At 67.9% G+C, this 20,369-nt stretch carries 26 protein-coding genes and 2 pseudogenes; 26 read left to right on the top strand and 2 right to left on the bottom strand.

The features are described 5' to 3' along the window. The coding region (locus ABZ646_RS17805; protein ID WP_360519463.1) for a DUF6531 domain-containing protein at positions 1-4,241 on the top strand (4,241 nt) is incomplete at its 5' end. A gap of 41 nt (positions 4,242-4,282) precedes the next feature. Continuing rightward, positions 4,283-4,873 carry a hypothetical protein gene (locus ABZ646_RS17800; RefSeq protein WP_360519460.1) on the top strand — a complete coding sequence of 197 codons (591 nt, stop codon included), beginning with the start codon at positions 4,283-4,285 and terminating at the stop codon, positions 4,871-4,873. 61 nt (positions 4,874-4,934) lie between these two features. Here the strand turns inward: ABZ646_RS17800 and ABZ646_RS17795 are convergent. Next, positions 4,935-6,248 (bottom strand): annotated as a pseudogene (locus tag ABZ646_RS17795) (poly(A) polymerase); the annotation flags it as partial. After that, positions 6,248-6,742, bottom strand: a pseudogene (locus ABZ646_RS17790) (RNA ligase family protein); the annotation flags it as partial. The pseudogenes ABZ646_RS17795 and ABZ646_RS17790, both read right to left, overlap by 1 nt. Before the next feature lie 545 nt (positions 6,743-7,287). Here ABZ646_RS17790 and rpsJ point away from each other — a divergent pair. The 24 genes from rpsJ to map all read left to right on the top strand — a co-directional run bounded on the left by rpsJ (position 7,288) and on the right by map (position 20,200). After that, positions 7,288-7,596, top strand: coding sequence for a 30S ribosomal protein S10 (rpsJ, locus tag ABZ646_RS17785; RefSeq protein WP_003948644.1), 309 nt, complete (start codon positions 7,288-7,290; stop codon positions 7,594-7,596). Between the two features lie 17 nt (positions 7,597-7,613). Further along, positions 7,614-8,258 (top strand): 50S ribosomal protein L3, encoded by a 645-nt coding sequence (gene rplC, locus ABZ646_RS17780; protein ID WP_046732368.1) that lies wholly within the window; start codon positions 7,614-7,616, stop codon positions 8,256-8,258. Positions 8,259-8,265: 7 nt separating this feature from the next. Continuing rightward, a complete protein-coding gene (gene rplD / locus ABZ646_RS17775; protein WP_360519457.1) occupies positions 8,266-8,922 on the top strand; it encodes a 50S ribosomal protein L4 in 657 nt (218 codons plus the stop codon). Then, on the top strand, positions 8,922-9,341 hold the full coding sequence (gene rplW / locus ABZ646_RS17770; RefSeq protein ID WP_189268840.1) for a 50S ribosomal protein L23: 420 nt from the start codon (positions 8,922-8,924) through the stop codon (positions 9,339-9,341). Before rplD ends, rplW begins: the two co-directional genes overlap by 1 nt. A gap of 38 nt (positions 9,342-9,379) precedes the next feature. Further along, positions 9,380-10,216 (top strand): 50S ribosomal protein L2, encoded by an 837-nt coding sequence (gene rplB, locus ABZ646_RS17765; protein WP_041665436.1) that lies wholly within the window; start codon positions 9,380-9,382, stop codon positions 10,214-10,216. Between the two features lie 12 nt (positions 10,217-10,228). Continuing rightward, positions 10,229-10,510, top strand: coding sequence for a 30S ribosomal protein S19 (gene rpsS, locus ABZ646_RS17760; RefSeq protein ID WP_003948639.1), 282 nt, complete (start codon positions 10,229-10,231; stop codon positions 10,508-10,510). 44 nt (positions 10,511-10,554) lie between these two features. After that, positions 10,555-10,902 carry a 50S ribosomal protein L22 gene (rplV, locus tag ABZ646_RS17755; protein ID WP_003974262.1) on the top strand — a complete coding sequence of 116 codons (348 nt, stop codon included), beginning with the start codon at positions 10,555-10,557 and terminating at the stop codon, positions 10,900-10,902. Next, positions 10,902-11,729 carry a 30S ribosomal protein S3 gene (gene rpsC / locus ABZ646_RS17750; RefSeq protein WP_046732371.1) on the top strand — a complete coding sequence of 276 codons (828 nt, stop codon included), beginning with the start codon at positions 10,902-10,904 and terminating at the stop codon, positions 11,727-11,729. The genes rplV and rpsC overlap by 1 nt, the downstream gene beginning before the upstream one ends. Before the next feature lie 5 nt (positions 11,730-11,734). Further along, complete coding sequence (rplP, locus tag ABZ646_RS17745) at positions 11,735-12,154, top strand: 50S ribosomal protein L16 (RefSeq protein WP_007494765.1); 420 nt, start codon at positions 11,735-11,737, stop codon at positions 12,152-12,154. Beyond that, on the top strand, positions 12,154-12,378 hold the full coding sequence (gene rpmC / locus ABZ646_RS17740) for a 50S ribosomal protein L29 (RefSeq protein WP_030174543.1): 225 nt from the start codon (positions 12,154-12,156) through the stop codon (positions 12,376-12,378). Before rplP ends, rpmC begins: the two co-directional genes overlap by 1 nt. Then, a complete protein-coding gene (gene rpsQ, locus ABZ646_RS17735; RefSeq protein ID WP_360519453.1) occupies positions 12,378-12,665 on the top strand; it encodes a 30S ribosomal protein S17 in 288 nt (95 codons plus the stop codon). Before rpmC ends, rpsQ begins: the two co-directional genes overlap by 1 nt. 132 nt (positions 12,666-12,797) lie before the next feature. After that, on the top strand, positions 12,798-13,166 hold the full coding sequence (gene rplN, locus ABZ646_RS17730; RefSeq protein ID WP_003992364.1) for a 50S ribosomal protein L14: 369 nt from the start codon (positions 12,798-12,800) through the stop codon (positions 13,164-13,166). Positions 13,167-13,168: 2 nt separating this feature from the next. Further along, positions 13,169-13,492, top strand: a complete 324-nt coding sequence (rplX, locus tag ABZ646_RS17725) for a 50S ribosomal protein L24 (RefSeq protein ID WP_003992365.1) — start codon at positions 13,169-13,171, stop codon at positions 13,490-13,492. After that, positions 13,492-14,049: a 50S ribosomal protein L5 gene (gene rplE / locus ABZ646_RS17720; RefSeq protein WP_360519449.1), complete on the top strand. Its 558-nt coding sequence runs from the start codon at positions 13,492-13,494 to the stop codon at positions 14,047-14,049. Before rplX ends, rplE begins: the two co-directional genes overlap by 1 nt. A gap of 5 nt (positions 14,050-14,054) precedes the next feature. Continuing rightward, the gene (locus ABZ646_RS17715; RefSeq protein ID WP_003948630.1) at positions 14,055-14,240 is read left to right on the top strand and encodes a type Z 30S ribosomal protein S14; all 186 of its coding nucleotides are present in this window, start codon (positions 14,055-14,057) and stop codon (positions 14,238-14,240) included. A gap of 213 nt (positions 14,241-14,453) precedes the next feature. Then, entirely contained in the window at positions 14,454-14,852 is a 399-nt protein-coding gene (rpsH, locus tag ABZ646_RS17710; RefSeq protein ID WP_030420829.1) for a 30S ribosomal protein S8, read from the top strand. A 24-nt stretch (positions 14,853-14,876) separates the two neighbouring features. Next, positions 14,877-15,416 carry a 50S ribosomal protein L6 gene (gene rplF, locus ABZ646_RS17705; protein WP_046732374.1) on the top strand — a complete coding sequence of 180 codons (540 nt, stop codon included), beginning with the start codon at positions 14,877-14,879 and terminating at the stop codon, positions 15,414-15,416. A 3-nt stretch (positions 15,417-15,419) separates the two neighbouring features. Further along, entirely contained in the window at positions 15,420-15,803 is a 384-nt protein-coding gene (rplR, locus tag ABZ646_RS17700; protein WP_360519446.1) for a 50S ribosomal protein L18, read from the top strand. Positions 15,804-15,839: 36 nt separating this feature from the next. Beyond that, positions 15,840-16,445, top strand: coding sequence for a 30S ribosomal protein S5 (gene rpsE, locus ABZ646_RS17695; protein ID WP_030860989.1), 606 nt, complete (start codon positions 15,840-15,842; stop codon positions 16,443-16,445). Between the two features lie 2 nt (positions 16,446-16,447). After that, positions 16,448-16,630: a 50S ribosomal protein L30 gene (rpmD, locus tag ABZ646_RS17690; protein ID WP_006140898.1), complete on the top strand. Its 183-nt coding sequence runs from the start codon at positions 16,448-16,450 to the stop codon at positions 16,628-16,630. A gap of 2 nt (positions 16,631-16,632) precedes the next feature. Then, on the top strand, positions 16,633-17,088 hold the full coding sequence (rplO, locus tag ABZ646_RS17685) for a 50S ribosomal protein L15 (protein WP_360519442.1): 456 nt from the start codon (positions 16,633-16,635) through the stop codon (positions 17,086-17,088). Positions 17,089-17,276: 188 nt separating this feature from the next. Continuing rightward, positions 17,277-18,590 (top strand): preprotein translocase subunit SecY, encoded by a 1,314-nt coding sequence (secY, locus tag ABZ646_RS17680; protein ID WP_360519439.1) that lies wholly within the window; start codon positions 17,277-17,279, stop codon positions 18,588-18,590. Next, a complete protein-coding gene (locus tag ABZ646_RS17675) occupies positions 18,590-19,258 on the top strand; it encodes an adenylate kinase (RefSeq protein WP_360519436.1) in 669 nt (222 codons plus the stop codon). The genes secY and ABZ646_RS17675 overlap by 1 nt, the downstream gene beginning before the upstream one ends. Before the next feature lie 105 nt (positions 19,259-19,363). Beyond that, the gene (gene map, locus ABZ646_RS17670) at positions 19,364-20,200 is read left to right on the top strand and encodes a type I methionyl aminopeptidase (protein ID WP_360519433.1); all 837 of its coding nucleotides are present in this window, start codon (positions 19,364-19,366) and stop codon (positions 20,198-20,200) included. Positions 20,201-20,369 lie beyond the last annotated feature (169 nt).

Here is a 20,369-nt window from a genome sequence, read left to right as displayed (position 1 = left end):
TCGGCGTCCTCTTCCCGCTGTGGATCATCGTCGTCACCAGCCTCTCCTCCGCCAAGTCCCGCCTGTCTTCGGCCGATTCGTGGGTCACCCGGGCGACGAAGGAAGCCGACAAGTACAAGGACGACCCGACCGGCAGCAAGTCGGACGCCGACAAGCCCGACGAGGGCAAGGTGCGGGCGGCCACCCGGGACGTGCAGAGCGCCAAGTCCGCGCACACCAGGGCCCAGTCGGACGTCACCACCGCCCAGAGCGCCCTCGACGCGGCGAAGAAGATGGCCGAGGACGCCCGGAAGATGCGTGACGACGCGGCCGGGGAGGCCAAGCGGAAGATCGACGAGGCCTCCGACGCCGGGATCCCGAACCGGCACTGGTGGCAGGACGTGGATCACTGGTTCGAGGACAACTGGGACACCATCGTCACCGTCTGCAAGGTCGTCGTCGCTGTCGTCGGGATCATCGCGATGATCATCGGCGGGCCGATCCTCGGCGCGATCGTCCTCGTCGCCGCGCTCGTCGTGCTCGCGGACACGCTCTACAAGTACTCAAAGGGGCAGGCATCACTGTGGGATGTGGCGTTCGCCGCGCTGGACTGCATACCCGGCGGCAAGGGCATCACCAGCCTCGGCAAACTCGCCAAGGGGCTGAAGGGGTTGCGGGGGCTGGGCAAGACCGGTCTCAAGGGTATGGCGCTCGGGGTGAAGGGGCTGGGCAGGAGCACGCGGGCGCTTGGTCGGCAAATGGAGAAACTCATTACCCGCGGGGATCCGATCGACCTAGCCACCGGGGAGATGGTCATGTCCGCGGCGGACGTCGCCCTGGACGGCGTACTCCCGCTCCTCCTGCAGCGCCACTACCGCACCGGAGCCCACAACGGCCGCCTCCTCGGACCGAGTTGGACGTCCACGCTCGACCAGCGCGTGATGCTCGACGAGACCGGGGTACGGCTCGCCGTCGACGACGGCATGGTGTTGCACTATCCGGTGCCGGAAGTCGACGTGCCCGTGCTGCCGGTGGAAGGCCCCGCCTGGCCGCTCAGCCTGGATCGTGACGATCCGAGCGGATACGCCGTCCACCGGCCCGAGACCGGGCAGACCCTGCGCTTCCGCCCGCTGCCCGAGCAGCCCGTCGGCGAGCTTCCGCTGGCGGAGGTCGCCGACCGCAACGGCAACACGATCCGCGTCGCCTACCGCGAGGACGGCACACCGCAGGAGATCCTCCACCACGGCGGCTACCGCATCGGGGTGACCTGCGACAGCGGCCGGATCACCGAACTCGCGCTGGACAGCCATCCCGAGCGGCCGACCCTGGTCCGTTACGGCTACGACGACCGGGGCAACCTCTCGGCCGTCCACAACTCCTTCGACCGGCCTCTGCGTTTCGCCTACGACGACGCCCGGCGCATCACACGCTGGGAGGACCGCAACGGCGTCTGGTACGGGTTTCAGTACGACGACTCCGGCCGGTGCGTGGCCGGACACGGCACGGACGGGTGCCTCTCCTACAGCTTCGCCTACGACGACGAGGCCCACCGCACGGTCGCCGTCGACTCGTTGGGCCATGCTACGTACTACCAGTTCAACGACGCCTATCAGCTGATCACCGAGACCGACGCCCTCGGCCACACCGTGACCCAGGAATGGGACCACCGGGACCGCCTGCTACGCCGCACGGACCAGCTCGGCCGGACGCTGCGCATGGAGTGGGACGGCTCGGGCCTGCTGACCGCCGTGCGGCTCCCCGACGGATCGGTGTCGAGAACCCGCTACAACGACCTCGGGCTCCCGGTGGAGATCACCGAGTACGACGGAGCGGTGCTGCGGCAGGACTGGGACGACCACGGCAACTGCACCTCGCTGACGACGGCCGACGGAGCGGTCACCCTCTTCACCCGTGAGCGGACGGGTGCCCTAGCCTCGCTGACCGACGCCGCAGGCGCGGTCCACACCTTTACCAACAACGCGGCGGGACAGCGGACCTCCGCCACCGACCCGCTCGGCGCCCGCTTCACGTACGGCTACGACGCCTTCGGCCGGTGCACCTCCGTAGCCGACCCGTTGGGCGGGACCACCCTGCGGACGTACTCCACGGAGGGGCACCTCACCTCCCGCACCGAACCGGACGGCAGCATGTGGCGGTGGTCGTACGACGGGGAGGGCAACCAGCTCACGCACACCGACCCGCTGGGGCGCACCACCCGCTTCAGCTACGGTCCTTTCGACCTGATCACCTCCCGCACCACGCCCGAGGGGGTTCGCCACACCTTCGTCCACGACACGGAACTGCGGCTTCTTCAAGTGACCGGGCCCCACGGACGGAGCTGGGACTACCGCTACGACGCCGTCGGCAACCTGGTCGGGGAGTCCGACTTCGACGGCCGTACCCTCGCCTACGCGTACGACGCCGCGGGTCAGCTCCTCAGCCGGACCAACGCCGTCGGCCAGCGTGCGGAGTTCACGTACGACGAGGCCGGCAACCAGATCAGCGCCACGTTGGACGGCAGTACCACCACCTACCAGCACGACCGCGCCGGCCGACTGCTCCACGCGGTGGCTCCGGAGGCCACTCTCTCCCGCAGCTACGACCGCGCGGGCCGCATCACCGCCGAGACCGTCGACGGGCGGACCCTGACCACGGCGTACGACGTCCTGGGCCACCAGGTCCGCCGGACAACCCCGAGTGGCACTGCCACGGTCTACACCTACGACGCGGCCGGGCAACGCACGAACCTGACCGCCGCCGGCCATGCCCTGGCCTTCGCCCATGACGGCCTGGGGCGTGAGACCACAAGGACGATGGGCCCGGCACTGACCCTCACCCACGCCTGGGACAGCGGCGACCGGCTCACCGAACAGCGGGCCACCTTTGAGGGCAGTCTGCAGCCGCTGACGCACCGGACCTACACCTACCGCCCCGACGGCCATGTGACCGCGCTCGACGACCGCGCCACCGGGCGCCGTACCTTCGACCTCGATCCGGCCGGACGTGTTCTCAAGGTGCGCACGGCGGAGTGGACGGAGTCCTACGCCTACGACGAGCACGGCAACCAGACCAGTGCCACCTGGCCCGACCGCTACTCGGCCGAGGAAGCGCGTGGCGCACGAACCCACCGGGGCGGTCGTGTCCTGCGCGCGGGTGGGATCCACTACGAATACGACGCGGCCGGACGTGTCGTCATGCGCCGCAGGACCCGGCTGTCCAGAAAGCCCGACATCTGGCGGTACAGCTGGGACGCGGACGACCGGCTCACCTCGGTCGTCACCCCGGACGGCACGGTCTGGCGTTATCTCCACGACCCGCTGGGCCGCCGTATCGCCAAGCAGCGGCTTACGGCCGACGGGCAGCGGGTCGCCGAAGAGACCCGCTTCACCTGGGACGGGCCACACCTCGTCGAGCAGACCACGGTCCAGGCCGACTCCGCCGAATCCACCACGCTCACCTGGGAGCGCGACGGTGTCCGGCCGCTGAGCCAGACGCACCGCACCAGCCCGGCCGACGCCCCGCAGAACGTGATCGACGAGCACTTCTACGCCATCGTCACCGATGTCGTCGGCACCCCGACCGAACTCCTCGCCGAGGACGGTGCCGTCGCCTGGCGCGCGGACACCACTCTGTGGGGTCTCACCGGGCGGGAGAACACTCACGCCGCGTCCACCCCGCTGCGCTTCCCGGGCCAGTACTTCGATCCCGAATCACAGCTCCACCACAACTTCTTCCGCTATTACGACCCGGTCACCGCCGCCTACGTCACCGCAGACCCGCTGGGGCTCGACGCCGGCCCGAATCCGCGTGCCTATGTGCCCAACCCGCTGTGCTGGCTCGACTACCTGGGCCTTCTCACCTGTGCCGAGAACGCGGACTTGCTTGCCAAGAACCTGGCGCGGGAAGGACGGGCGAAAAGCGCGGGCGAGGCGGCGGCGCACATCGTGCCGTCCGGCATGAAGCGCAACGGGGCGGCGGCGAGCCGGGCGCTCCTGGAGAAGTACGGCGTCGACATCAACGACGCGGCGAACGGCATACCGCTGGGCCATCCACGACCGCACAACTTCACCCACCGCAAGGCATTCCTGCAGCGTCTGAACACCCGGCTGGAGACCGTGGAACGGACGATGAAGGATGACGGATACGGTGCGCGAGCCATCCGCGGTGTGCTGCGCCGGGAACTGCGGTCCATCGGGCAGCAGGTCGAGAAGGAGCTGGCGGGCGGGCAGCCGGGACCGGGTGCGGTCTGGACGGGGCCATGATGGGGTCCGCCGACGCGACGACGAACACGGATGGTGACGCGATGTCTGACGTGCCGCAGCGGAGTCTGGCCGTCTACCGGCTCCTGCCGAGCCTGAGCGACTACGAGACGCTGCGTCTGGACGGTGCCGACCAGAGCAGGCTCATGCGGTGGCAGCGGAGCGGTGACGAAGCGGACCGGCCGACCGGGCTGCGTGCCGAATGGATGGACGACTCCGCGTCTAGGAGTGAGTTCCCCAGCGGCAGTCCCGGAGCGCCCGTGCTCAGCCGCCGTCTGGCCGAGGGGTTCGGGGACGAGCTGCTGTCGGCCGGGAGTCTGGTACCCGTCGAGATCCGCAATGGCAAGAGCGACGACTACGTCCTGTACCTCGTCGATCAGGTGGTCGACTGCCTCGATTTGCACAGGTCGTCCAAGCCGAAGCGGAACGGCGAGATCAAGAAGCCCGTGTACCGTCCCGAGGCACTGCCGACCCGGCTGCCTGCGTTCCGTCTGCCGCAGTTCCCTCGTGCCGTCCAGTGGAACGGTTGGGCCGTCGACCGGCTGCTCGACCTCACGGAGGACCAGATCGAGGCCCGTCTCACCTGGTCGGAGGAGCCCGCGACCAAGCCCCATCCCGACCCCTGGGGATTCTGACCGAAAGCGAGCCTCGGCAACGACGATGACGGGCCTGCCCGGCTGCGTCCGACGCGGAGCGTCAGCGCAGGGTCGGCACCCCGCCTCCGTCGGCCCGTGTGAGCGTGACCCCGGGCAGGCCGCGCAGTCGGCGTTCCGCCAGGGCCGTGAGGTGGTCGGCGGTCGGTGGGGCGGAGCCCAGGCCGATGGCGTAGCGGACCGGGTCCGCGGAGAAGGGGCGGGGCCAGGCATGGCAGTCGGGGACCGACGTCGAGAGGTCGGTGAGGAGGGCTCGCATTCTGCCCCGTACCCGGCCCTCGTCCGCGTCCGCGTCCGGGCCCACCGTCAGGACCGCCCAGGCCGCGTGGCGGCGGTGGAGCGGGGGAGGGGCGAGGAGTTCGGCCCGGGGGTAGGGGTCCGTGGTCGCGTCCAGCAACTCCCAGGCGCGGAACAGCTCCTGGGTCACCAGGTCGCGCATGCCCGCCGTCACTTGGTCGGTGCAGGGTCGGACAGGGGCGGAGGGCGTCGTGATGGTGAGGGGCAGGAGAGGCTGGGTGCGGTCGGCTGTCCGGCCCACCGGCTGCCGCCAGTCCCAGGCCGCCCACGTCGCGAAGAAGTGCCGAAGGAGATCGCCCGGTGCGAGGTCGCCGGCCTCGGCCGTGGTGCGGGCGGCCAGGACGGACCAGGCCAGGCCCGGCAGGCCGCCGAACGGTGCCGAGTCCAGGCCCCGGGCCTTCGCCCACGCCTTGACCTGCGTGGCCAGCCTGGCGAAGGCGACCCGGTGGCCGCCCACCGAGGCCGGCACCGCCTCGGCATCGCTCACCGCGCTGAGCGCGATCGCGGCCTCCTCGCCCAACCCGGTGCGGCGCGAGACCGCCTCCGCGGGGTCCGTCGAACCCGTGGTGACCACGACCAGGTCCACGTCCAGGCCGTCGATCCGCAGCCGCAGCCCGGGTACGCGGGCCCCGACCACCTCACGCACGTCCGTCGCCTCGGGGAGGGCGGCGGCCAACCGTGCCCGTACGGCGGAGAGTCCGACCGCGCCGGGCAGCACCGCCACCAGGTCCAGGTCGGCACCGGGCAGCGCGCAGCCCATCCGCCGGGAGCCGACGACATGGACGACGCCGTCGGGGAACGCCTGCTCGATGCGGCGGGTGGTCTCCTCGGCCACCCGCGTCAGGTCCCGGGCCACGCCCCGCGCGGCCTCCTCCACCCACCGCACCTCGCCCGTTCCCAGCGTCACCGTGGCCCGCACCCGCATCGGCTCGTCCCCGCGCCGCGAGAGCAGGGCCAGTTCGCCGACCCTGACCGGCATCGGGGCGAGCCGGGCCGCGCAGGCGTCGGCCAGGGCGTTCGGGTCGGTGGTGCGGCCCAGGCTGAGGTGAGGAGTGAACCCCGGACGACGTACCCCTCCTGCCGTACGGGATCCAGCCGAAGAGCGCGCAGCGCCCGCTCGTCGAACACGCCTCGCCACAGCACCCGGGGAACGGGCACGCCGAGCCCGCGCAGGAAGACCACCGTCCGGTCCCAGTCCAGGCAGCGGCCCTCGCCGTCCCACACCGAGAAGCCGTAGAAAAAGCTCTCCAGTGCGTCGTACGCGATCGAGTGCCGGGCGAACACGTTCTCCCCGCACACCCGCCACCCTTCCGGGATCGCGTGGCCGATCCGGGCCTGGAGCGCCTTGACCCAGGCGCGGGAGGGGTGATGGGCCGAATCCAGCGAACGGGCGTGCAGGCCATCGGCGTAAAGGGTGGTGTTCTCGCCGTCGAGCTTCTCGGTCACGACGACCTCGCGGCCGCGCAGACCGGACAGGTCGGTGACCCGGAGGTCGTCGGCGGTCGCGCCGGGCGACCAGGGCAGATGCCGGGTCCGTGGATAGTGCGTACGCATGGTGAACGTCCCCCGTGACAGCCGTCGTGCCTGCTCAGCGTAGGAGTGCGGGGTGGCGGCGGGCGAGCGGATTACGCTGCGGCCGGAACCGGCCGGGGCTGTCGGGAACGCCGCTGCGGAGGGTCCGGGTTTGATCTGCGTCACTCCGGGGGTATGCTCCCCGGCCCGATTGGCCAGCCCCCCGCCCCGTATGGCAGACTAGCGGGGTTGCTCGGTCGAGTGTTGATGCTGCGCGCCTCCCGCCGGGAGGACCGGAAGCGAGTCCCACAGTACTCGTCGTCCTAACTGCCACTACGGCAGCACTGGGGCGGACGTACGGGAATCTTTCGGGAAGTGTGGTGCGGCACCGGCCAGGCGCCCGGTGGGTCTTCACCCCCGGCTTGCGGTTCCGGAAGGGCCGTGTGCATTCCCCGCAGGGATGTTCGAACAAGGGGCATCTGTGTCAGCGGGAGCGCGACACGCCCGACCGCGTGGGTCGGAGAAGAAGGCGGAACGGAACCACCGGGTTCCAGAGCGTTGAACAGAGACAGGACTACTGAGTAGCCATGGCGGGACAGAAGATCCGCATCCGGCTCAAGGCCTACGACCACGAGGTCATCGACTCCTCGGCGAAGAAGATCGTCGAGACGGTGACCCGCACTGGTGCGTCGGTCGCGGGCCCGGTGCCGCTGCCCACTGAGAAGAACGTGTACTGCGTCATCAAGTCGCCGCACAAGTACAAGGACTCGCGCGAGCACTTCGAGATGCGCACCCACAAGCGCCTGATCGACATCCTCGACCCGACGCCCAAGACCGTTGACTCTCTGATGCGACTCGACCTCCCGGCCGGTGTCGACATCGAGATCAAGCTCTGAGGGTCGGTGATCTGAGAATGGCTAAGCAGATCAAGGGCATCCTGGGCGAGAAGCTCGGCATGACGCAGGTGTGGGACGAGAACAACCGTGTTGTTCCGGTCACCGTCGTCAAGGCCGGCCCCAACGTCGTCACCCAGGTCCGTACGAACGACGTCGACGGCTACGAGTCGGTCCAGATCGCCTTCGGCGAGATCGACCCGCGCAAGGTGAACAAGCCCCTCAAGGGCCACTTCGCGAAGGCCGACGTCACCCCTCGTCGCCACCTCGTCGAGATCCGGACGGCCGACGCCGCCGAGTACACGCTCGGCCAGGAAGTCACCGCCGAGGTCTTCGAGGCCGGCGTGAAGGTCGACGTCACCGGCAAGAGCAAGGGCAAGGGCTTCGCCGGTGTCATGAAGCGTCACAACTTCAAGGGCCTCGGCGCCGGCCACGGCACCCAGCGCAAGCACCGCTCGCCCGGTTCCATCGGTGGCTGCGCCACCCCGGGCCGCGTGTTCAAGGGCCTCCGCATGGCGGGTCGCATGGGCAACGAGCGTGTCACCACCCAGAACCTGACCGTCCACGCCGTTGACGCGGAGAAGGGTCTGCTGCTCATCAAGGGCGCGGTTCCCGGTCCGAACGGCGGCCTCGTCCTGGTCCGCACCGCGGCCAAGGGGGCCTGAGGTACCGATGAGCACTGTTGACATCCTTTCGCCTGCCGGCGAGAAGACCGGAACCGTCGAGCTCCCCGCGGAGATCTTCGGTGTGGAGAAGGTCAGCATCCCGCTGATCCACCAGGTCGTCGTCGCGCAGAACGCGGCTGCCCGCCAGGGCACGCACAAGACGAAGACCCGTGGCGAGGTCCGTGGTGGTGGCAAGAAGCCTTACCGCCAGAAGGGCACCGGCCGCGCCCGCCAGGGCTCGACCCGCGCGCCGCAGTTCGCCGGCGGTGGCGTCGTCCACGGCCCGCAGCCGCGTGACTACTCGCAGCGCACCCCGAAGAAGATGAAGGCTGCCGCTCTGCGTCACGCCCTCACCGACCGGGCGCGCCACAACCGCATCCACGTCGTCACCGGCGTGATCGAGGGCGAGAACCCCAGCACCAAGGCCGCTCGGACGCTGTTCGGCAAGATCTCGGAGCGCAAGAACCTGCTCCTGGTCGTCGACCGCGCCGACGAGGCCGCGTGGCTGTCCGCCCGCAACCTGCCCCAGGTCCACATCCTGGAGCCGGGCCAGCTGAACACGTACGACGTGATCGTCTCGGACGACGTGGTCTTCACCCAGACCGCCTTCGAGTCCTTCGTCGCCGGCCCGAAGGCCAACGACACCGAAGGGACCGAGGTCTGATGGCTACCCGTCACCCGAGCATCGCCTCGAAGGCCGCCAAGGCCGCCAAGGCCGCGCGCGTCGCGAAGGCGCGCCGCCACGAGGCCGAGGGCAAGAACACCGTCGAGACCCCGATCAGCAAGTCGTACACGGACCCCCGTGACGTGCTGCTGAAGCCGGTCGTCTCGGAGAAGAGCTACGCGCTCCTGGACGAGAACAAGTACACGTTCGTCGTCGCCCCGGGCGCCAACAAGACCCAGATCAAGCAGGCCGTCCAGGCGGTCTTCTCGGTCAAGGTCACCGGGGTCAACACCCTCAACCGCCAGGGCAAGCGCAAGCGCACCAAGACCGGTTTCGGTCAGCGCGCGGGCTCCAAGCGCGCGATCGTGACCCTCGCTGAGGGCGACCGTATCGACATCTTCGGCGGTCCGACCGCGTAAGCGGGTCGGATCGTCCGATATCGGACGAGGACTGAGAAATGGGAATCCGCAAGTACAAGCCGACTACGCCGGGCCGTCGTGGCGCCAGCGTCGCCGACTTCGTCGAGGTCACGCGGTCCACGCCGGAGAAGTCGCTGGTCCGCCCCCTGCACAGCAAGGGCGGCCGTAACAACGCCGGTCGTGTGACCGTTCGCCACCAGGGTGGCGGACACAAGCGCGCCTACCGAGTGATCGACTTCCGTCGTCACGACAAGGACGGCGTGCCGGCGAAGGTCGCGCACATCGAGTACGACCCCAACCGCACCGCGCGCATCGCGCTGCTGCACTACGCGGACGGCGAGAAGCGCTACATCCTCGCCCCGCGCAACCTGCAGCAGGGCGACACCGTGGAGAACGGTCCCGGGGCCGACATCAAGCCGGGCAACAACCTGGCCCTCCGCAACATCCCGGTCGGTACCACGATCCACGCGATCGAGCTCCGTCCCGGCGGTGGCGCCAAGTTCGCCCGTTCCGCGGGTGCCTCGGTGCAGCTGCTCGCCCGTGAGGGCGCCATGGCGACCCTCCGTATGCCGTCCGGCGAGATCCGCATGGTGGACGCGCGCTGCCGCGCCACCGTCGGTGAGGTCGGCAACGCCGAGCAGTCCAACATCAACTGGGGCAAGGCCGGCCGCAAGCGGTGGCTGGGCGTCCGCCCGACCGTCCGTGGTGTCGTGATGAACCCGGTCGACCACCCGCACGGTGGTGGTGAGGGCCGGACCTCCGGTGGTCGCCACCCTGTGTCCCCGTGGGGCAAGAAGGAAGGCCGTACTCGTTCGCCCAAGAAGGCGTCGAACAAGTACATCGTCCGCCGCCGCAAGACGAACAAGAAGCGCTAAGGACGGGTTGAGATGCCGCGTAGCTTGAAGAAGGGGCCCTTCGTCGACGACCACCTGATCAAGAAGGTGGATGTCCAGAACGAAGCCGGCACCAAGAACGTCATCAAGACCTGGTCCCGTCGCTCGATGATCGTCCCGGCCATGCTCGGCCACACGATCGCGGTGCACAACGGCAAGACCCACATCCCGGTGTTCGTCACCGAGTCGATGGTCGGCCACAAGCTCGGCGAGTTCTCGCCGACCCGCACCTTCCGCGGCCACGTCAAGGACGACCGGAAGTCGAAGCGCCGCTAGTAGCGGATCGCATTCAGACACGTAAGTAACTGAGAGGGACAACCATGGAAGCCAGGGCCCAGGCGCGGTACATCCGCGTTACGCCCATGAAGGCCCGCCGCGTGGTGGACCTTATCCGTGGCATGGATGCCACGGAGGCTCAGGCTGTTCTGCGATTCGCTCCGCAGGCAGCCTCCGTGCCGGTCGGCAAGGTGCTCGACAGCGCCATCGCCAACGCCGCGCACAACTACGACCACACCGACGCCGACAGCCTCTTCATCTCCGAGGCGTACGTCGACGAGGGCCCGACCCTGAAGCGGTTCCGTCCGCGCGCCCAGGGCCGTGCCTACCGGATCCGCAAGCGGACCAGCCACATCACCGTGGTCGTCAGCAGCAAGGAAGGAACCCGGTAATGGGCCAGAAGGTTAACCCGCATGGGTTCCGGCTCGGTGTCACCACGGACTTCAAGTCCCGGTGGTACGCCGACAAGCTGTACAAGGACTACGTCAAGGAAGACGTCGCCATCCGTCGGATGATGACGTCCGGCATGGAGCGCGCCGGTATCTCGAAGGTCGAGATCGAGCGCACCCGTGACCGTGTCCGCGTGGACATCCACACCGCGCGTCCGGGCATCGTCATCGGCCGCCGCGGCGCCGAGGCCGACCGCATCCGCGGTGACCTGGAGAAGCTGACCGGCAAGCAGGTCCAGCTGAACATCCTCGAGGTCAAGAACCCGGAGACCGACGCTCAGCTGGTGGCCCAGGCCGTCGCCGAGCAGCTCTCCTCCCGCGTCTCCTTCCGTCGGGCCATGCGCAAGAGCATGCAGTCCGCCATGAAGGCCGGCGCCAAGGGCATCAAGATCCAGTGCGGTGGCCGCCTCGGTGGCGCCGAGATGTCCCGCTCGGAGTTCTACCGCGAGGGCCGCGTGCCCCTGCACACGCTCCGTGCGAACGTGGACTACGGCTTCTTCGAGGCCAAGACGACCTTCGGCCGCATCGGTGTGAAGGTCTGGATCTACAAGGGCGACGTCAAGAACATCGCCGAGGTCCGCGCCGAGAACGCCGCAGCCCGTGCCGGCAACCGCCCGGCCCGTGGTGGCGGTGCTGCCGACCGCCCGGCCCGTGGTGGCCGCGGTGGCGAGCGGCGCGGTCGCAAGCCGCAGCAGGCTGCCGGCGCCGAGGCCCCCAAGGCCGAGGCCCCCGCCGCCGCTCCGGCTGAGAGCACCGGAACGGAGGCCTGACCGACATGCTGATCCCCCGTAGGGTCAAGCACCGCAAGCAGCACCACCCCGGACGCAGCGGCGCTGCCAAGGGTGGCACGACGGTTGCGTTCGGCGAGTACGGCATCCAGGCGCTCACCCCGGCGTACGTGACGAACCGTCAGATCGAGGCCGCTCGTATCGCCATGACGCGTCACATCAAGCGTGGTGGCAAGGTCTGGATCAACATCTACCCGGACCGTCCGCTCACCAAGAAGCCCGCCGAGACCCGCATGGGTTCCGGTAAGGGTTCTCCGGAGTGGTGGATCGCCAACGTCAAGCCCGGACGCGTCATGTTCGAGCTGTCGTACCCCAACGAGAAGATTGCGCGTGAGGCCCTCACTCGCGCAGCCCACAAGCTGCCGATGAAGTGCCGGATCGTCAAGCGCGAGGCAGGTGAAGCGTGATGTCGGCCGGTACCAAGGCGTCCGAGCTGCGCGAGCTGGGCAACGAGGAGCTTCTCGGCAAGCTCCGCGAGGCCAAGGAAGAGCTGTTCAACCTCCGCTTCCAGGCGGCGACCGGACAGCTTGAGAACCATGGCCGTCTGAAGGCGGTCCGCAAGGACATCGCGCGGATCTACACCCTGATGCGCGAGCGTGAGCTGGGCATCGAAACGGTGGAGAGCGCCTGATGAGCGAGAGCAACGTGAACGAGAACACCGAGGCGCGCGGCAGCTTCCGCAAGACCCGTGAGGGTCTCGTCGTCAGCGACAAGATGGACAAGACCGTCGTCGTCGCCGTCGAGGACCGCGTCAAGCACGCGCTGTACGGCAAGGTCATCCGCCGTACCAACAAGCTCAAGGCGCACGACGAGCAGAACGCCGCGGGCGTCGGCGACCGTGTCCTCCTCATGGAGACCCGGCCGCTGTCCGCGACGAAGCGCTGGCGCGTCGTCGAGATCCTCGAGAAGGCCAAGTAGGTAATTCCCGCAAGGGAATTACAAAATGTACGTTCCTGCGGGGCATTCCTCGCAGGACAGTTCCGCCAGGCTCGGGGCGGGTGAGCACTCACTCATCCGCCCCGGGAACCGGCAGACACACAGGAGATAGACGTGATCCAGCAGGAGTCGCGACTGCGCGTCGCCGACAACACTGGTGCGAAGGAGATCCTTTGCATCCGTGTGCTCGGTGGCTCCGGTCGCCGCTACGCGGGCATCGGTGACGTCATCGTCGCCACCGTCAAGGACGCGATCCCCGGCGGCAACGTGAAGAAGGGTGACGTCATCAAGGCGGTCATCGTTCGCACCGTCAAGGAGCGCCGCCGTCCGGACGGCTCGTACATCCGCTTCGACGAGAACGCCGCCGTCATTCTGAAGAACGACGGCGACCCTCGCGGCACCCGCATCTTCGGCCCGGTCGGGCGTGAGCTGCGCGAGAAGAAGTTCATGAAGATCATCTCGCTCGCGCCGGAGGTGCTGTAAGCATGAAGATCAAGAAGGGCGACCTGGTCCAGGTCATCACCGGCAAGGACAAGGGCAAGCAGGGCAAGGTCATCGCGGCCTTCCCCCGCGAGGACCGCGTCCTGGTCGAGGGTGTCAACCGGGTCAAGAAGCACACCAAGGCCGGCCCGACCGCTCGCGGTTCCCAGGCCGGCGGCATCGTCACCACCGAGGCGCCGATCCACGTCTCCAACGTCCAGCTGGTCGTGGAGAAGGACGGCAACAAGGTCGTCACGCGTGTCGGTTACCGCTTCGACGACGAAGGCAACAAGATCCGCGTTGCCAAGCGGACGGGTGAGGACATCTGATGACGACCACCACCACTCCGCGTCTGAAGCAGAAGTACCGCGAGGAGATCGCGGGCAAGATGCGTGACGAGTTCAAGTACGAGAACGTCATGCAGATTCCCGGCCTCGTCAAGATCGTGGTCAACATGGGTGTCGGCGACGCCGCCCGTGACTCGAAGCTGATCGAGGGCGCCATCCGCGACCTCACCACGATCACCGGTCAGAAGCCGCAGGTCACCAAGGCCCGCAAGTCCATCGCGCAGTTCAAGCTGCGTGAGGGCCAGCCGATCGGTGCCCACGTCACGCTCCGTGGCGACCGCATGTGGGAGTTCCTGGACCGCACCCTGTCGCTCGCGCTCCCGCGCATCCGCGACTTCCGTGGTCTGTCCCCCAAGCAGTTCGACGGCCGTGGCAACTACACCTTCGGTCTCACGGAGCAGGTCATGTTCCACGAGATCGACCAGGACAAGATCGACCGTACCCGGGGCATGGACATCACCGTGGTCACCACGGCGACCAACGACGCTGAGGGCCGCGCGCTCCTTCGTCACCTCGGCTTCCCGTTCAAGGAGGCGTGAGCGAGATGGCGAAGAAGGCTCTGATTGCCAAGGCTGCTCGCAAGCCCAAGTTCGGTGTGCGTGGCTACACGCGCTGCCAGCGCTGCGGCCGTCCGCACTCCGTGTACCGCAAGTTCGGCCTCTGCCGCGTGTGCCTTCGTGAGATGGCTCACCGTGGCGAGCTGCCGGGCGTGACCAAGAGCTCCTGGTAGTCCCAGCTTTTAGGGATTCCCGAAGCTCTCGGTAAGCAATGGGCGTGTCAGGCGCCCGCCCCTTCATGGCTTAGGCTTGGAGGGTTGGGCGCCTGACGGTCGCCTTTACGACTTACTACGCCGTAGGTCCACCGCACCGCACCCGCCTCGTCTCGGATCGAGGAGAGGGATGGGCACCTGGAAACCCCGGCGAGAGAGGCCGAAGGCCAATTCATGACCATGACTGATCCGATCGCGGACATGCTTACGCGTCTGCGGAACGCGAACTCGGCATACCACGACTCCGTGACGATGCCGGCGTCCAAGATCAAGTCTCACATCGCGGAGATCCTCCAGCAGGAGGGCTTCATCACGGGCTGGAAGGTCGAGGACGCCGAGGTCGGCAAGAACCTCGTCCTGGACCTGAAGTTCGGTCCCAACCGTGAGCGCTCCATCGCGGGGATCAAGCGCATCTCCAAGCCCGGTCTCCGGGTGTACGCGAAGTCCACCAACCTGCCGAAGGTGCTCGGCGGCCTGGGCGTGGCGATCATCTCCACGTCGCACGGGCTCCTCACCGACAAGCAGGCCGGCAAGAAGGGCGTGGGTGGGGAAGTCCTCGCCTACGTCTGGTAGCAGAAGGGAACGGAGGAAACAGCTATGTCGCGCATCGGCAAGCTCCCCATCGCGGTTCCCGCCGGCGTGGACGTCACCATCGACGGCCGCACGGTGAAGGTCAAGGGCCCCAAGGGCGAGCTGACCCACACCGTCGTGGCACCGATCGACATCGCCAAGGGCGAGGACGGCACTCTCGCGGTGACCCGCCCCAACGACGAGCGTCAGAGCAAGGCCCTGCACGGCCTGTCCCGCACGCTGGTGGCGAACATGATCACCGGCGTGACCCAGGGTTACGTGAAGAAGCTCGAGATCAGCGGTGTCGGTTACCGCGTGACCGCCAAGGGCTCGAACCTCGAGTTCGCGCTCGGTTACAGCCACCCGATCCTGGTCGAGGCCCCCGAGGGCATCACCTTCAAGGTCGAGGCTCCGACCCGTTTCTCGGTCGAGGGCATCGACAAGCAGAAGGTCGGCGAGGTCGCGGCCAACATCCGCAAGCTGCGCAAGCCCGACCCGTACAAGGCCAAGGGCGTCAAGTACGAGGGCGAAGTCATCCGCCGCAAGGTCGGAAAGGCGGGTAAGTAAGCCATGGCATACGGACAGAAGATCCTCAAGGGCGACGCCTACAAGCGCGCCGCGATCAAGCGCCGTCACATCCGGATCCGTAAGAACATTTCCGGTACGGCGGAGCGTCCCCGTCTGGTCGTTACCCGCTCGAACCGCCACATCGTGGCCCAGGTGATCGACGACATCAAGGGTCACACCCTGGCGTCGGCGTCCACGCTGGACACCTCGGTCCGTGGTGGCGAGGGTGACAAGTCCTCGCAGGCCAAGCAGGTCGGCGCCCTGGTCGCCGAGCGTGCCAAGGCCGCCGGTGTCGAGGCCGTGGTGTTCGACCGTGGTGGTAACCAGTACGCCGGGCGCATCGCCGCCCTGGCGGACGCCGCCCGCGAGGCCGGGCTCAAGTTCTGAGCCGCTTGTAGCTAGCGGAAAGAGAGAGGTAATCCAATGGCTGGACCCCAGCGCCGCGGTGGCGGTGCCGGTGGCGGCGAGCGGCGGGACCGGAAGGGCCGTGACGGCGGCGCTGCTGCCGCCGAGAAGACCGCGTACGTTGAGCGCGTCGTCGCGATCAACCGCGTCGCCAAGGTTGTGAAGGGTGGTCGTCGCTTCAGCTTCACCGCGCTGGTCGTGGTGGGCGACGGTGACGGCACCGTGGGTGTCGGTTACGGCAAGGCCAAGGAGGTGCCGGCCGCCATCGCCAAGGGCGTTGAGGAGGCCAAGAAGCACTTCTTCAAGGTCCCCCGTATCCAGGGCACCATCCCGCACCCGATCCAGGGTGAGAAGGCTGCCGGCGTCGTCCTGCTCAAGCCCGCGTCCCCCGGTACCGGTGTTATCGCCGGTGGTCCGGTGCGCGCCGTGCTCGAGTGCGCCGGTATCCACGACGTGCTGTCGAAGTCGCTCGGCTCCGACAACGCGATCAACATCGTGCACGCGACCGTGGCGGCCCTGAAGGGTCTGCAGCGTCCCGAGGAGATCGCGGCCCGCCGCGGTCTGCCCCTCGAGGACGTCGCCCCCGCCGCCCTGCTGCGTGCGCGTGCCGGGGCGGGTGTGTGATCATGGCGCAGCTCAAGATCACGCAGGTCAAGTCCTACATCGGCAGCAAGCAGAACCACCGTGACACCCTGCGTTCCCTTGGTCTCAAGGGCATCAACACGCAGGTCGTCAAGGAGGACCGCCCCGAGTTCCGCGGCATGGTGCACACCGTCCGCCACCTCGTGTCGGTCGAGGAGGTCGACTGATCATGGCGGAGCAGAACCCGCTCAAGATCCACAACCTCCGTCCCGCCCCGGGCGCCAAGACCGCCAAGACCCGTGTCGGTCGTGGTGAGGCGTCGAAGGGTAAGACGGCCGGTCGTGGTACCAAGGGTACGAAGGCCCGTTACCAGGTTCCGGAGCGCTTCGAGGGTGGCCAGATGCCCCTCCACATGCGTCTCCCGAAGCTGAAGGGCTTCAAGAACCCGTTCAAGACCGAGTACCAGGTCGTGAACCTCGACAAGCTGGCCGCGCTCTACCCCGAGGGTGGCGAGGTCACCGTCGAGGGTCTGGTGGCCAAGGGTGCCGTTCGCAAGAACGCGCTCGTCAAGGTCCTCGGCCAGGGTGAGGTCGCCGTGGCGCTGCAGGTGACGGTGGACGCCGTCTCCGGCTCCGCCAAGGAGAAGATCACCGCCGCCGGCGGCACCGTCACCGAGCTCGTCTGAGTCTTTCGGACGTCTCGATGACGTAAGCAACTCCCGACCGGGGATACCTCACAATGGGGTATCCCCGGTTGGTCGTTCCTAGGGGGGCAGTACGGCCGGTAAGGTGGCCAGCACTGTTCTTTTTCCCATTCGTCGAACCTCAAGACCGTCACCCTTGACGCAGTTGCGCGGGGGTCGCAGGAGGCACCGTGCTCACCGCGTTCGCCCGGGCGTTCAGGACGCCCGACCTGCGCAAGAAGCTGCTCTTCACGCTGGCCATCATCGTGGTCTACCGGGTCGGCACCCACATCCCGATCCCCGGCGTCAACTACAAAGCCGTCCAGACGTGTGTGAACGAGGCCTCCGGCAACCAGGGCCTGTTCGGTCTCGTCAACATGTTCAGCGGCGGCGCGCTGCTCCAGATCACGATCTTCGCGCTCGGCATCATGCCGTACATCACGGCCAGCATCATCCTTCAGCTGCTGACGGTGGTCATCCCGCGCCTGGAAGCCCTGAAGAAGGAGGGCCAGGCCGGTACGGCGAAGATCACCCAGTACACCCGTTACCTGACGGTGGCGCTCGCCATCCTGCAGGGCACCGGTCTCGTCGCCACCGCCCGCAGCGGCGCCCTCTTCAACGGCTGCACGGTCGCCTCCAGCATCGTCCCGGACCAGGCGATCTTCACGACCATCACGATGGTCATCTGCATGACCGCCGGTACGGCCGTCGTCATGTGGCTCGGCGAGCTGATCACCGACCGCGGCATCGGCAACGGCATGTCGATCCTGATGTTCATCTCGATCGCCGCCACCTTCCCGTCCGCGCTGTGGGCGATCAAGAAGCAGGGCACCCTGGCCGGCGGCTGGATCGAGTTCGGCACCGTGATCGCGGTCGGCCTGGTCATGGTCGCCCTGGTGGTCTTCGTCGAGCAGGCGCAGCGCCGGATCCCGGTCCAGTACGCGAAGCGCATGATCGGCCGTCGCTCCTACGGGGGTACCTCGACGTACATCCCGCTCAAGGTGAACCAGGCCGGTGTGATCCCGGTCATCTTCGCCTCGTCGCTGCTGTACATCCCCGCCCTGGTGGCGCAGTTCGCCGGCGGGAACTCGGGCTGGAAGCAGTGGATCACCACGAACCTGACCAAGGGTGACCACCCGATCTACATCACCCTGTACTTCTTGCTCATCGTTTTCTTCGCGTTCTTCTACGTCGCTATCTCCTTCAACCCCGAGGAAGTAGCCGACAACATGAAGAAGTATGGTGGCTTCATCCCGGGCATCCGGGCTGGCCGACCGACCGCTGAGTACCTGTCGTACGTGCTCAACCGGATCACCTGGCCGGGTTCGCTGTATCTGGGCCTGATCGCTCTCGTACCGACGATGGCGTTGGTTGGCTTTGGGGCAAGCCAGAACTTCCCGTTCGGTGGCACCAGCATCCTGATCATCGTGGGTGTGGGTCTCGAGACGGTGAAGCAGATCGAGAGCCAGCTCCAGCAGCGCAATTACGAAGGGTTCCTCCGCTGATGCGAATCGTCCTCGTCGGGCCGCCTGGCGCCGGTAAGGGAACGCAAGCCGTTCGCCTTGCCAAGGAGCTGACCATCCCGCACATCTCCACGGGCGACCTGTTCCGCGCCAACATCAGCCAGCAGACGGAGCTCGGGAAGCTCGCGAAGTCCTACATGGACGCAGGCAACCTCGTCCCCGACGAGGTCACCATCGCGATGGCCAAGGACCGCATGGAGCAGCCGGACGCGCAGCGCGGTTTCCTGCTGGACGGTTTCCCGCGCAACGTGTCGCAGGCCGAGGCGCTCGACGAGCTGCTGAAGAACGAGGGCATCAAGCTCGACGCGGTACTGGACCTGGAGGTCTCGGAGGACGAGGTCGTCAAGCGGATCGCGGGCCGCCGCATCTGCCGCAACGACTCGTCCCACGTCTTCCACGTCACGTACACCCCGCCGAAGACCGAGGGCGTCTGTGACGTCTGCGGCGGCGAGCTCTACCAGCGCGACGACGACTCCGAGGACACCGTCCGCACGCGGCTGGAGGTCTACCACACGCAGACCGAGCCCATCATCGACTACTACAAGGCGCAGGGGCTGGTCCGCACCATCTCCTCGCTGGGCCCGGTCGACGAGATCACGACGCGGGCGCTGCACGCGCTCAAGCGCGACGAGGACGACGAGAAGAAGTAGTTCCCCGGCGGTTCCGGCCGCGGTGCCCCCTCGGGTGCCGCGGCCGTACTGTTGTGTACGTATCCGGTTGACGTTGACGTGAGTGACGGAGAGCGCAGGCCACCCATGGTGCAGATCAAGAGCCCCGAGCAGATCGCCAAGATGCGGGCGGCGGGCCTGGTCGTCGCCGCCATCCACGCGGCGACGCGTACGGCGGCCGTCCCCGGCGCCAGCACGCGGGACCTGGACGAGGTGGCCCGCAAGGTCCTCGCCGAGCACGGCGCCAAGTCGAACTTCCTCGGGTACGGCGGCTTCCCCGCCACCATCTGCACGTCCGTCAACGACGTGGTCGTCCACGGCATCCCCTCCGAGGACGTCGTCCTCAAGGACGGCGACATCATCTCCATCGACTGCGGCGCGGTCGTCGACGGCTGGCACGGCGACGCCGCGTACACCGCGTTCGTGGGTTCCGGTCACGCGCCGGAGCTGATCGAGCTCTCCCGGGTGACCGAGGAGTCGATGTGGGCCGGCATCGCGGCGATGAAGCAGGGCAACCGCCTGGTGGACGTGTCGAGGGCGATCGAGACGTACATCCGCCGGCAGCCGAAGCCCGGCGGCGGCAAGTACGGGATCATCGAGGACTACGGCGGCCACGGCATCGGCACCGAGATGCACATGGACCCGCACCTGCTGAACTACGTGGACCGGCGGCGGGGCAAGGGGCCCAAGCTGGTGCCCGGGTTCTGCCTGGCCATCGAGCCGATGGTGTCGCTGGGGACGCCGCGTACGGAGGTCCTGTCGGACGACTGGACCGTGATCACCACGGACGGGACCTGGTCGTCGCACTGGGAGCACAGTGTGGCGCTGACCGAAGAGGGGCCGCTGGTGTTGACGGCTCCTGACGGGGGCAAGGCCAAGCTGGCCGAGCACGGGATCACGGCTGCGCCGGATCCGCTGGGCTGAGTGCGGTTCGAAGGTGCGGCCCCGGTGGGGGCTTGTCGCGCAGTTCCTCCCCCAGCCTTCGGCCGGGGGGACCCCAGCGCCCCTAACGCTTCTCGTAGGGGTCCGACGGCTCCCGGACCTTCTTGACCGTCTTCGCGTCCATGAGCGGGGGCCAGGCCGCCGTCGAGCC

The organism is Streptomyces sp. NPDC007162 (genome assembly GCF_040634175.1).
GTDB lineage: Bacteria > Actinomycetota > Actinomycetes > Streptomycetales > Streptomycetaceae > Streptomyces.
The sequence above is the reverse complement of the archived record's forward strand: the minus strand, read 5'-3'. Positions and strand labels throughout refer to the sequence as shown.

Coding starts and splice junctions, on each gene's coding strand:
- ABZ646_RS17800 (WP_360519460.1), top strand. CDS start 4,283: ATGTCTGACGTGCCGCAGCGGAGTCTGGCCGTCTACCGGCTCCTGCCG.
- rpsJ (WP_003948644.1), top strand. CDS start 7,288: ATGGCGGGACAGAAGATCCGCATCCGGCTCAAGGCCTACGACCACGAG.
- rplC (WP_046732368.1), top strand. CDS start 7,614: ATGGCTAAGCAGATCAAGGGCATCCTGGGCGAGAAGCTCGGCATGACG.
- rplD (WP_360519457.1), top strand. CDS start 8,266: ATGAGCACTGTTGACATCCTTTCGCCTGCCGGCGAGAAGACCGGAACC.
- rplW (WP_189268840.1), top strand. CDS start 8,922: ATGGCTACCCGTCACCCGAGCATCGCCTCGAAGGCCGCCAAGGCCGCC.
- rplB (WP_041665436.1), top strand. CDS start 9,380: ATGGGAATCCGCAAGTACAAGCCGACTACGCCGGGCCGTCGTGGCGCC.
- rpsS (WP_003948639.1), top strand. CDS start 10,229: ATGCCGCGTAGCTTGAAGAAGGGGCCCTTCGTCGACGACCACCTGATC.
- rplV (WP_003974262.1), top strand. CDS start 10,555: ATGGAAGCCAGGGCCCAGGCGCGGTACATCCGCGTTACGCCCATGAAG.
- rpsC (WP_046732371.1), top strand. CDS start 10,902: ATGGGCCAGAAGGTTAACCCGCATGGGTTCCGGCTCGGTGTCACCACG.
- rplP (WP_007494765.1), top strand. CDS start 11,735: ATGCTGATCCCCCGTAGGGTCAAGCACCGCAAGCAGCACCACCCCGGA.
- rpmC (WP_030174543.1), top strand. CDS start 12,154: ATGTCGGCCGGTACCAAGGCGTCCGAGCTGCGCGAGCTGGGCAACGAG.
- rpsQ (WP_360519453.1), top strand. CDS start 12,378: ATGAGCGAGAGCAACGTGAACGAGAACACCGAGGCGCGCGGCAGCTTC.
- rplX (WP_003992365.1), top strand. CDS start 13,169: ATGAAGATCAAGAAGGGCGACCTGGTCCAGGTCATCACCGGCAAGGAC.
- rplE (WP_360519449.1), top strand. CDS start 13,492: ATGACGACCACCACCACTCCGCGTCTGAAGCAGAAGTACCGCGAGGAG.
- ABZ646_RS17715 (WP_003948630.1), top strand. CDS start 14,055: ATGGCGAAGAAGGCTCTGATTGCCAAGGCTGCTCGCAAGCCCAAGTTC.
- rpsH (WP_030420829.1), top strand. CDS start 14,454: ATGACCATGACTGATCCGATCGCGGACATGCTTACGCGTCTGCGGAAC.
- rplF (WP_046732374.1), top strand. CDS start 14,877: ATGTCGCGCATCGGCAAGCTCCCCATCGCGGTTCCCGCCGGCGTGGAC.
- rplR (WP_360519446.1), top strand. CDS start 15,420: ATGGCATACGGACAGAAGATCCTCAAGGGCGACGCCTACAAGCGCGCC.
- rpsE (WP_030860989.1), top strand. CDS start 15,840: ATGGCTGGACCCCAGCGCCGCGGTGGCGGTGCCGGTGGCGGCGAGCGG.
- rpmD (WP_006140898.1), top strand. CDS start 16,448: ATGGCGCAGCTCAAGATCACGCAGGTCAAGTCCTACATCGGCAGCAAG.
- rplO (WP_360519442.1), top strand. CDS start 16,633: ATGGCGGAGCAGAACCCGCTCAAGATCCACAACCTCCGTCCCGCCCCG.
- ABZ646_RS17675 (WP_360519436.1), top strand. CDS start 18,590: ATGCGAATCGTCCTCGTCGGGCCGCCTGGCGCCGGTAAGGGAACGCAA.
- map (WP_360519433.1), top strand. CDS start 19,364: ATGGTGCAGATCAAGAGCCCCGAGCAGATCGCCAAGATGCGGGCGGCG.